Origin of the sequence: Salmonella sp. 741265055_HSA (genome assembly GCF_046569525.1) — a bacterium.
Lineage (GTDB): Bacteria > Pseudomonadota > Gammaproteobacteria > Enterobacterales > Enterobacteriaceae > Salmonella > Salmonella enterica.
Genome location: NZ_JBKFSQ010000046.1, coordinates 19,537 through 30,173, shown reverse-complemented (window position 1 = coordinate 30,173; position 10,637 = coordinate 19,537). Strand labels below are relative to the sequence as shown.

The window sequence follows — 10,637 nt, the reverse complement described above, 5'->3', positions numbered from 1 at the left end:
CCGGTTTTTGCGCGCTGTCCGTGTCCAAACTGGCTGCGCCAATAACGCCTGGTGGAATAGACTCTTAGTGTCATCGAAATATGTATGGTGAATATTTCATTTATTGGAATTAATGTCGCAAATATATCTGAGGGGAATTAAGGTGGTAAATTTCTCATCATCTGATCTCTCATATTGACAGGGAGTATGACGTGGTTGATGATAGACCAATGAGAATAGGCTGGGTGTCTTATTTTCCTTATATTTTTGTTGCTATTATCCTTCATCTGTTTATTAGTTTTTGTTATTGTTTGAGTATTGATATGGCAGAGGCTAATACCGTTGTTTTTTTATTAAAGCCAGGGACGATTTCATTATTATTTTTACTTCTCCCTGCCAGGCGGTTCAGAACCAGACTGTTGGCAATATTGAGTTCAGTTTTCATTACTTTAGTATTTAACCAGTGGCGTTTGGTTGCCGGGAATAAAGAACTGGTTTTGTGCCTGCAGGCAGCGTGCTTTATGGCTTTCCTGGCTATGACATCGGTAAAAAAATCCGGGTGGATGATTAGCGCATCATTATTTTTGGTTTGTGCGGCCGGAACGATTCGCCAGTGCTGGCTGGAACAGTTGTTTAACGCTGCCGATATATATATTGTTGATGATGGGCGGAGCTGTGGCGCCAGCGGCCACTGCTTCCAGTATATTGCAGCAAAAGGCCGTGGGTTAGCAGCAAAACGACAGGCACTTTTTAGTAGCGAAGAGTATGTGAATATTTATTATAGTTATTCAGAAGGGATGCCAGCCGTGAATTTCGATGGCATGAAAAATGAGTTTGTACAATATTTATTGTGTCATGGCGAATTAAAATTTGTTGCGCGCGACGATAAAACAACATGCGATTAAATTCAGCGCTAGTGGTTAATATTATTAAATCTATTCTCGGGTCTGTTTTTTTGGAGGCCCGATGTTCCGCTGTTGGCATTCGTACTGGATACATTATTAGTGTTATCAGGATACTCATTATTGAAGACTACCGAACGTGCGCCACGGCATGTTGGCAAAAAGTTGTTCGCGTAGGACGCAAAAAGTTGTCAATGAGTGTACGACTTATTTTGTACGCAGCGGGGAGCGTACCCGTCGTTAACCATCGCGGGTTGTCGGAGTAGAGAAATATCGGGATACGTATTTTTCATCTGGATAAACATCCAGTCTTTTTTTATGATAGTGCATTATCTTTTCAGCCCTTTACGCAGGAGCGTCATGTGATAGGCAGACTCAGAGGCATTATTCTCGAAAAACAACCCCCGATCGTGCTGCTGGAGACAGGGGGCGTAGGCTATGAAGTACATATGCCTATGACCTGCTTTTACGAGCTGCCGGAGGCCGGGCAGGAGGCAATCGTCTTCACCCACTTTGTGGTGCGTGAAGATGCGCAGTTGCTGTACGGATTCAACAATAAGCAAGAGCGCACGCTGTTTAAAGAGCTAATTAAAACGAATGGCGTCGGGCCTAAGCTGGCGCTGGCGATTCTCTCCGGCATGTCGGCGCAGCAGTTTGTGAATGCGGTTGAGCGCGAAGAGCTTGGCGCACTGGTGAAGCTGCCGGGTATCGGCAAGAAAACCGCCGAAAGGCTGATTGTCGAAATGAAAGACCGCTTTAAAGGGCTACATGGCGATCTCTTTACGCCAGCGGTCGATCTGGTATTGACGTCGCCGGCCAGCCCAACCTCGGAAGATGCTGAGCAAGAAGCAGTTGCTGCGCTGGTGGCGCTGGGTTATAAACCGCAAGAAGCCAGTCGGATGGTAAGCAAGATCGCCCGTCCGGATGCAAGCAGTGAAACACTGATTCGCGACGCGTTACGCGCCGCGTTATGAGGTAAAGGATGATAGAAGCAGATCGCCTGATTTCAGCAGGCGCCACGATCGCAGAAGACGTCGCCGATCGCGCCATTCGCCCGAAGTTTTTGGCGGAATATGTCGGCCAACCGCAGGTGCGCTCCCAGATGGAGATCTTTATTCAGGCGGCAAAACTGCGTGGCGATGCACTAGATCACTTGCTGATTTTCGGCCCGCCAGGGTTAGGTAAAACGACTCTGGCGAATATCGTTGCCAATGAAATGGGCGTCAATCTCCGAACCACGTCCGGCCCGGTGCTGGAAAAAGCAGGCGATCTGGCGGCTATGCTCACCAATCTTGAACCGCATGATGTGCTGTTTATTGATGAGATTCACCGGCTTTCACCGGTGGTGGAAGAAGTACTCTATCCGGCGATGGAAGATTACCAGTTGGATATTATGATTGGCGAAGGGCCTGCTGCACGTTCAATTAAGATCGATCTGCCGCCGTTTACGCTCATTGGCGCGACGACGCGAGCAGGTTCGCTGACCTCGCCGCTACGCGACCGTTTTGGTATTGTGCAGCGCCTGGAGTTCTACCAGGTGCCCGATCTGCAGCACATCGTCGGGCGCAGCGCAAGGCACATGGGGCTTGAGATGAGCGATGACGGCGCGCTGGAAGTGGCGCGTCGGGCGCGCGGTACGCCGCGTATAGCCAACCGCCTGCTCAGACGTGTGCGTGATTTCGCCGAGGTGAAGCATGACGGGGCTATTTCAGCGGAAATTGCCGCGCAGGCGCTGGATATGCTGAACGTCGATGCGGAAGGGTTTGACTATATGGATCGCAAGCTGCTGCTGGCGGTTATTGATAAATTCTTCGGTGGCCCGGTGGGACTGGATAACCTGGCGGCGGCGATTGGCGAAGAGCGTGAAACCATTGAGGATGTTCTGGAGCCGTATCTGATTCAGCAAGGCTTTTTGCAGCGCACGCCGCGCGGGCGTATGGCAACGGTGCGCGCCTGGAACCATTTCGGGATCACGCCGCCAGAGATGCCTTAGCGCCTGAAGTCGCTGCGCTCATCAGACCTGGGCGATTTTGTAGGCCCGGTAAGCGCAGCGCCACCGGGCAACACACGCTTAGCTTGCCTGCTTTTTCATCATACTGAAGATAAACAGCAGCGCGGCACACAGCACTACGGATGGCCCTGCCGGGGTATCATAAAAGGCTGAGAAGGTCAGTCCACCTGTAACTGCTATCATACCTACACCAACGGCGACGCCCGCCATCTGCTCCGGCGTACGGGCAAAGCGACGCGCGGTTGCGGCGGGGATAATCAGTAGCGACGTAATGATCAGCGCTCCGACAAACTTCATCGCCACGCCGATAGTTAACGCCGTTACCAGCATCAATAGCAGCTTCACGCGCTGTAACTTCACGCCATCGACAAAGGCAAGATCCGGACTGATAGTCATTGACAGCAAGTTGCGCCACTGCCAGAAGAGAATGGCCAGCACAATAACGACCCCAATAGCGATCGAGATAAGATCTTCCGGCGTGACGGCCAGCAAATCGCCAAACAGATAAGCCATTAAATCAATGCGGACGTTGGACATCAGGCTGACCACGACCAGTCCTAAAGATAAGGCGCTGTGCGCCATAATGCCCAGTAAGGTATCAATCGCGAGGTGAGGACGCTTCTCCAGCCATACCAGACCGGCGGCCAGCAGCAGCGTAACGGCGATTACCGCATAAAAGGGGTTAACGTCCAGCAACAGGCCAAACGCCACGCCCAGAAGCGACGCGTGAGCCAGCGTATCGCCAAAATAGGACATCCGACGCCAGACCACAAATGAGCCCAAAGGACCAGCGGCGCACGCCAGCATCATCCCGGCCAGCCAGCCGGGCAGTAATAATTCAATCATGAGTGACCATTTCCCCGGCGCAGTACAATACGACCCTGTAAATCGTGGCGATGATTATGATGATGGCGATAAATCCCTAATTGCTCCGCGCCTCGCGGGCCAAACATAGAGATAAATTCCGGATGCATAGACACCACTTCCGGCGCGCCGGAACAGCAAATATGATGGTTCAGGCATAACACTTCATCCGTCTTTGCCATGACCAGATGTAGGTCATGCGACACCATCAGCACGGCGCAATCGAGTTCTCGGCGCAGTTGATCGATAAGGTCGTATAACGCGACCTGGCCGTTGACATCCACGCCTTGCGTAGGCTCATCAAGTACCAGCAACTGCGGCCTGTTAAGCAGAGCACGGGCCAGCAGTACGCGCTGCGTCTCACCGCCGGAGAGTTTTTGCATGGGCGCGTCAATCAAATGTCCGGCCTGAACGCGTTTAAGCGCCGGGAGAATATCCGTTTTTTGCGTGCCGGGACGTAAACGTAAAAATCGGTTTACCGTCAGCGGAAGCGTGGTATCGAGATAGAGCTTTTGCGGGACATAGCCGATACGGAGTTGCCCGTTGCGCTTGATCACCCCTTCATCAGGGGCTACCAGTCCTAAAACCACGCGTACAAGCGTTGACTTCCCCGCGCCGTTAGGGCCGAGAAGCGTTAAAATTTTTCCGGGGCTCAATTCAAGCGACACGTCAGAGAGGACGCGGCGTTGACCAAATGAGACCGAGACGTTTTCCAGTGAAACTAAACTTGTCATGTTAATTTTAGGCTTGCAGAAGTGATAGAATGTTATAATATCACATTTCACACATTCATTACGATGATTAGTCGCATTATGTTACAGAAAAATACGCTTCTTTTCGCAGCATTATCCGCCGCGCTTTGGGGGAGTGCAACCCAGGCCGCCGATGCCGCCGTTGTCGCTTCGCTTAAACCGCTTGGGTTTATCGCTTCCGCCATTGCTGATGGCGTTACGGATACGCAAGTATTACTTCCGGATGGGGCTTCCGAGCATGATTATTCATTGCGTCCATCAGACGTAAAACGCTTACAGGGCGCGGACTTAGTCGTCTGGGTTGGCCCGGAAATGGAAGCCTTTATGGAGAAGTCGGTCAGGAATATTCCTGATAATAAGCAGGTTACCATTGCGCAACTTGCCGATGTAAAACCGTTACTCATGAAGGGCGCGGATGATGATGAGGATGAACATGCGCATACGGGCGCCGATGAGGAAAAAGGTGACGTACATCACCATCACGGCGAATATAACATGCACCTTTGGCTCTCCCCAGAGATAGCGCGGGCTACAGCGGTTGCAATCCATGAAAAATTAGTGGAACTTATGCCGCAAAGTCGAGCCAAACTCGACGCCAACCTGAAGGATTTTGAGGCACAATTAGCCGCAACCGATAAACAGGTCGGTAACGAGCTCGCGCCGCTCAAGGGGAAAGGGTATTTCGTTTTTCATGACGCCTACGGTTACTACGAAAAACACTACGGACTCACCCCGCTCGGTCACTTTACCGTGAACCCTGAGATACAACCTGGCGCGCAGCGTTTACATGAAATAAGAACACAGTTGGTTGAGCAAAAAGCAACCTGCGTTTTTGCTGAGCCACAATTCAGGCCAGCGGTCGTGGAAGCCGTGGCGAGAGGGACATCCGTTCGAATGGGAACACTGGACCCCCTCGGGACGAACATTAAACTGGGTAAAACAAGCTATTCAGCGTTTTTAAGCCAATTAGCCAACCAGTATGCGAGCTGCCTGAAAGGAGATTAACGAGGAAGTGAATACGTGCAACAGATAGCCCGCTCTGTCGCCCTAGCATTTAATAATCTGCCCCGACCCCACCGCGTTATGCTGGGGTCACTTACCGTTCTGACACTGGCCGTCGCCGTATGGCGGCCCTATGTTTACCACCCAGAATCCGCACCAATCGTTAAAACTATTGAACTGGAGAAAAGCGAGATTCGTTCCCTCTTACCGGAGGCCAGCGAACCCATCGATCAGGCCGCGCAGGAAGATGAAGCTATTCCTCAGGATGAGCTGGACGATAAAACCGCAGGCGAAGTCGGCGTCCATGAATACGTCGTCTCCACAGGCGATACGTTAAGCAGCATTCTGAATCAGTACGGCATCGATATGAGCGATATTAGCCGACTTGCCGCTTCTGATAAGGAGCTGCGCAATCTGAAAATTGGCCAACAGCTTTCCTGGACACTGACCGCCGATGGCGATTTACAGCGTCTGACATGGGAAGTCTCCCGCCGTGAAACGCGTACCTACGATCGCACTGCCAACGGTTTTAAAATGAGCAGTGAAATGCAGCAGGGGGACTGGGTCAACAGTCTGCTGAAAGGTACGGTAGGGGGTAGCTTTGTCGCCAGCGCGAAAGAGGCCGGTTTAACCAGCAGCGAAATCAGCGCAGTGATAAAAGCCATGCAGTGGCAGATGGATTTTCGCAAGCTGAAAAAGGGCGATGAATTTTCGGTTCTGATGTCGCGCGAGATGCTGGATGGCAAGCGTGAACAGAGTCAGTTGTTGGGCGTGCGGATGCGTTCCGATGGTAAAGATTACTACGCCATTCGCGCCGCTGACGGTAAATTCTATGACCGTAACGGTGTTGGCCTGGCGAAAGGCTTTTTACGCTTCCCGACCGCCAAACAGTTCCGCATCTCCTCCAACTTCAATCCGCGCCGTCTGAACCCGGTTACCGGACGCGTTGCGCCGCATCGTGGCGTTGACTTTGCGATGCCGCAGGGTACGCCGGTGCTGTCGGTGGGGGATGGCGAGGTCGTGGTCGCTAAACGTAGCGGCGCTGCCGGTTACTACATTGCGATTCGTCATGGACGCACCTACACCACACGTTACATGCACTTGCGTAAGCTGCTGGTAAAACCGGGGCAAAAAGTGAAACGTGGCGATCGCATTGCGCTTTCTGGTAACACCGGGCGTTCCACAGGGCCGCATCTGCATTATGAGGTATGGATAAACCAGCAAGCCGTTAACCCTCTAACAGCAAAATTGCCGCGCACGGAAGGTCTGACGGGGTCAGATCGTCGTGAATACCTGGCACAGGTGAAAGAGGTTCTGCCGCAACTGCGCTTCGATTAACAAATGCGCTGACAGAGCCGGTACGCGATGTGTACCGGCTTTTTTGTTTTGTGTGCGGCGCAGACGTCGCTACACTATTCACAATTCCTTTTCGCGTCAGCAGACCCTGGAAAAGCATGGAAACCAAAAAAAATAATAGTGAGTATATCCCTGAATTCGAAAAATCCTTTCGTTATCCGCAGTATTGGGGCGCCTGGTTAGGCGCTGCGGCAATGGCGGGGATCGCATTAACACCGGCATCATTCCGCGACCCTTTGCTGGCGACGCTGGGGCGTTTTGCCGGACGGCTGGGGAAGAGTTCCCGTCGCCGGGCGCTAATTAATCTGTCGTTGTGCTTTCCGCAACGTAGCGAAGCTGAGCGCGAAGCGATTGTCGATGAGATGTTCGCCACCGCGCCACAGGCAATGGCGATGATGGCTGAGTTGGCGATGCGCGGTCCGAAAAAAATTCAACAGCGTGTTGACTGGGAAGGTCTGGAAATCATTGAGGAGATGCGTCGTAACGACGAAAAAGTCATTTTTCTCGTACCGCATGGCTGGGGCGTCGACATTCCAGCCATGCTGATGGCCTCTCAGGGGCAAAAAATGGCGGCGATGTTTCATAATCAGGGTAATCCGGTTTTTGACTATATCTGGAACACAGTGCGTCGGCGTTTCGGCGGACGTTTGCATGCGCGTAATGACGGGATTAAACCCTTTATTCAGTCTGTTCGTCAGGGCTACTGGGGCTACTACCTGCCGGACCAGGATCACGGCCCGGAGCATAGTGAATTCGTTGATTTCTTTGCGACATACAAAGCGACGCTGCCTGCGATTGGTCGGCTGATGAAAGTGTGCCGCGCACGCGTGATACCGCTTTTCCCGGTGTATAATGGTAAAACGCATCGCCTGACTATCCAGATTCGCCCGCCCATGGACGATCTGCTCACGGCTGACGACCACACTATCGCCAGACGGATGAACGAAGAGGTCGAAATTTTTGTCGGCCCGCATCCGGAACAGTACACCTGGATCCTGAAGCTGCTCAAAACCCGCAAGCCAGGCGAGATTCAGCCGTATAAGCGTAAAGATCTTTATCCCATCAAATAAATAAAGCCTCTCGTAAGAGAGGCTTTATGCTGACAAACCCTGTACTACCTGATGAACAGGCGTGGGGGAGTTTTACTCAACGGTCAAAATACGCGTGGTATTGGTTGAACCGACGGTGCTCATGACATCGCCCTGAGTCACGATCACCAGGTCGCCGGAAACGAGATACCCTTTATCGCGCAGCAGATTAACAGCTTCATGCGCCGCGACAACGCCATCAGCCGCGCTATCAAAATGCACCGGCGTTACTCCGCGGTAGAGCGCGGTCAGGTTCAGCGTGCGTTCATGGCGCGACATGGCGAAAATCGGCAGGCCGGAGCTGATACGGGAAGTCATTAGCGCGGTACGACCGGATTCCGTCATGGTGATGATCGCGGTAACGCCTTTCAGATGGTTTGCCGCATACATCGCAGACATGGCAATGGCTTCTTCAACGTTGTCGAACTGCACGTCGAGACGGTGTTTAGACACATTGATGCTGGGGATTTTTTCTGCGCCCAGGCAGACGCGCGCCATTGCGGCAACGGTTTCAGAAGGATACTGACCGGCTGCGGTTTCGGCAGACAGCATAACCGCATCCGTACCATCCAGGACGGCGTTCGCCACGTCCATCACTTCCGCACGGGTCGGCATCGGGTTGGTGATCATCGACTCCATCATCTGCGTTGCGGTGATGACTGCGCGGTTTAGCTGACGCGCACGGCGAATCAGCGCCTTCTGGATACCAACCAGCTCCGGATCGCCGATTTCAACGCCCAGATCGCCACGTGCGACCATCACAACGTCAGAGGCCAGAATGATATCGTCCATGGCGTTTTGGTCGCATACCGCTTCGGCGCGTTCGACCTTAGCCACAATTTTCGCGTCGCAGCCGGCGTCGCGCGCCAGGCGGCGTGCATAGTTCAGATCTTCGCCGCAGCGCGGGAAGGAGACGGCCAGATAGTCAACGCCTATCAGCGCAGCGGTTTGAATATCGGCTTTATCTTTTTCGGTCAGCGCTTCAGCAGAAAGCCCGCCGCCGAGCTTGTTAATGCCTTTATTGTTAGACAGCGGGCCGCCGACGGTGACCTCGGTAAAGACTTTCATGCCCTGGACTTCAAGCACTTTCAACTGCACTCGACCATCGTCAAGCAGCAGGATATCGCCAGGAACGACGTCTGCCGGCAACCCTTTGTAATCAATACCGACTTTTTCTTTGTCGCCTTCGCCTTTACCCAGGTTAGCGTCTAACAGAAATTTGTCCCCGATGTTGAGGAACACTTTGCCTTCTTTAAAAGTGGAAACGCGAATTTTTGGCCCTTGCAGGTCGCCTAAAATAGCCACATGACGCCCCAGTTTGGCGGCAATCTCACGGACTTTATCAGCACGCATTTTATGATCTTCCGGCGAGCCGTGAGAGAAGTTCATACGTACTACGTTTGCGCCCGCGGCGATAACCTTCTCAAGGTTGTTATCGCGGTCAGTTGCCGGGCCTAACGTGGTAACGATTTTGGTTCTGCGAAGCCTTCTGGACATGTAATACTCCGTTGACTAAAACAACTTGGTGTTGCGTGAACATTGATCCGGTCGTTCTGAAACCTTAACGGTATAAAATGAACGTCCCCGGATGACGAAAAGGGTAGAACATTGTTATTGCTTTTAGCGGTCATCACTCCTGATGAGTAATTCTTTATCAAAACGCGATTCCTTGAGCGCTTCCTTGACACGCTTCAAGTTATCTCTGAATTTCGCCCCGCGACGCAAAGTAAATCCCGTTGCCAGCACATCTATCACGGTCAGCTGAGCAAGTCGAGAGACCATGGGCATATAAATGTCTGTATCTTCCGGTACGTCGAGGGTAATGGCCAGCGTGGCTTCGCGCGCCAGCGGCGTTCCAGCGGAGGTCAGGGCGATCACCATCGCATCGTTTTCCCGCGCCAACTGCGCCAGTTCCACCAGGCTCTTGGTTCTGCCAGTATGCGAAATGAGCACGACGACGTCATCATCGCTACAATTCATACAACTCATCCGTTGCAGCACGACATCGTCGGAGTAAATCACCGGTACATTGAAGCGAAAAAACTTATTCATGGCGTCATGCGCGACCGCGGCGGAGGAACCAAGACCAAAAAAGGCGATTTTTTTTGCCTGGGTCAGTAAATCGACGGCGCGGTTGACGGCCGATTTATCCAGCGACTGGCGAACATGGTCGAGACTAGCCATAGCGGACTCGAAGATTTTTCCTGTATAGGCCTCAACGCTGTCATCTTCATCCACATTGCGATTAACATAGGGGGTGCCATTTGCCAGACTTTGCGCCAGATGCAGTTTAAAATCAGGAAAGCCGCGGGTATTCATGCTGCGACAGAAACGGTTCACCGTTGGCTCGCTAACGTTAGCTTCCTGGGCCAGCATGGCAATGCTTAAGTGAATCGATCTGCCTGGGGCGGCCAGAATAACATCGGCGACTTTTCGTTCAGATTTGCTTAAATGTTCCAGTTGAGACTGGACTTTTTCCAGCATATTCATGATTAGCAAGGCTCATGGGTATTAGCGATTTCAATGATGCGCGAAACCGAGCGCGTTTTGTTAGATATTACTCCTGGCGGCTGTCAAAGGGGGCAAAATGGCTAAAAAAGGTGTCGTTTTTTTTCATTACATGACCGACGTCGGATTTTAAGTTCCAGCTTGTGTGGAAAAGCGACAATTTTATTAGGCGTTT

10 protein-coding genes are annotated in these 10,637 nt (G+C 52.2%); 6 read left to right on the top strand and 4 right to left on the bottom strand.

From position 1 onward, the window contains the following. Positions 1-191: 191 nt before the first annotated feature. From ACLD4K_RS19625 to ruvB, 3 genes are all read left to right on the top strand, one after another. A complete protein-coding gene (locus tag ACLD4K_RS19625; RefSeq protein WP_411012361.1) occupies positions 192-884 on the top strand; it encodes a hypothetical protein in 693 nt (230 codons plus the stop codon). Positions 885-1,243: 359 nt separating this feature from the next. Next, a complete protein-coding gene (gene ruvA, locus ACLD4K_RS19620) occupies positions 1,244-1,855 on the top strand; it encodes a Holliday junction branch migration protein RuvA (RefSeq protein WP_000580335.1) in 612 nt (203 codons plus the stop codon). Positions 1,856-1,863: 8 nt separating this feature from the next. Next, a complete protein-coding gene (gene ruvB, locus ACLD4K_RS19615) occupies positions 1,864-2,874 on the top strand; it encodes a Holliday junction branch migration DNA helicase RuvB (RefSeq protein ID WP_000568502.1) in 1,011 nt (336 codons plus the stop codon). Positions 2,875-2,952: 78 nt separating this feature from the next. On the opposite strand, the gene znuB is transcribed toward ruvB, so the two are convergent. Both znuB and znuC read right to left on the bottom strand, forming a co-directional pair. Next, on the bottom strand, positions 2,953-3,738 hold the full coding sequence (gene znuB / locus ACLD4K_RS19610; RefSeq protein ID WP_411012360.1) for a zinc ABC transporter permease subunit ZnuB: 786 nt from the start codon (positions 3,736-3,738) through the stop codon (positions 2,953-2,955). After that, on the bottom strand, positions 3,735-4,490 hold the full coding sequence (gene znuC / locus ACLD4K_RS19605; RefSeq protein WP_000203023.1) for a zinc ABC transporter ATP-binding protein ZnuC: 756 nt from the start codon (positions 4,488-4,490) through the stop codon (positions 3,735-3,737). The genes znuB and znuC overlap by 4 nt, the downstream gene beginning before the upstream one ends. A 78-nt stretch (positions 4,491-4,568) precedes the next feature. On the opposite strand from znuC, the gene znuA reads away from it, so the two are divergent. The 3 genes from znuA to lpxM all read left to right on the top strand — a co-directional run bounded on the left by znuA (position 4,569) and on the right by lpxM (position 7,936). Then, entirely contained in the window at positions 4,569-5,513 is a 945-nt protein-coding gene (gene znuA / locus ACLD4K_RS19600; RefSeq protein WP_000939597.1) for a zinc ABC transporter substrate-binding protein ZnuA, read from the top strand. Positions 5,514-5,528: 15 nt separating this feature from the next. Continuing rightward, complete coding sequence (gene mepM / locus ACLD4K_RS19595) at positions 5,529-6,848, top strand: murein DD-endopeptidase MepM (RefSeq protein WP_001184028.1); 1,320 nt, start codon at positions 5,529-5,531, stop codon at positions 6,846-6,848. A 116-nt stretch (positions 6,849-6,964) separates the two neighbouring features. After that, positions 6,965-7,936: a lauroyl-Kdo(2)-lipid IV(A) myristoyltransferase gene (gene lpxM / locus ACLD4K_RS19590; RefSeq protein ID WP_000448401.1), complete on the top strand. Its 972-nt coding sequence runs from the start codon at positions 6,965-6,967 to the stop codon at positions 7,934-7,936. A gap of 72 nt (positions 7,937-8,008) precedes the next feature. Here lpxM and pyk read toward each other — a convergent pair whose 3' ends face one another. Both pyk and ACLD4K_RS19580 read right to left on the bottom strand, forming a co-directional pair. Next, a complete protein-coding gene (gene pyk, locus ACLD4K_RS19585) occupies positions 8,009-9,451 on the bottom strand; it encodes a pyruvate kinase (protein WP_000091156.1) in 1,443 nt (480 codons plus the stop codon). 123 nt (positions 9,452-9,574) lie between these two features. Continuing rightward, positions 9,575-10,444 (bottom strand): MurR/RpiR family transcriptional regulator, encoded by an 870-nt coding sequence (locus ACLD4K_RS19580; RefSeq protein ID WP_001748509.1) that lies wholly within the window; start codon positions 10,442-10,444, stop codon positions 9,575-9,577. Positions 10,445-10,637 lie beyond the last annotated feature (193 nt).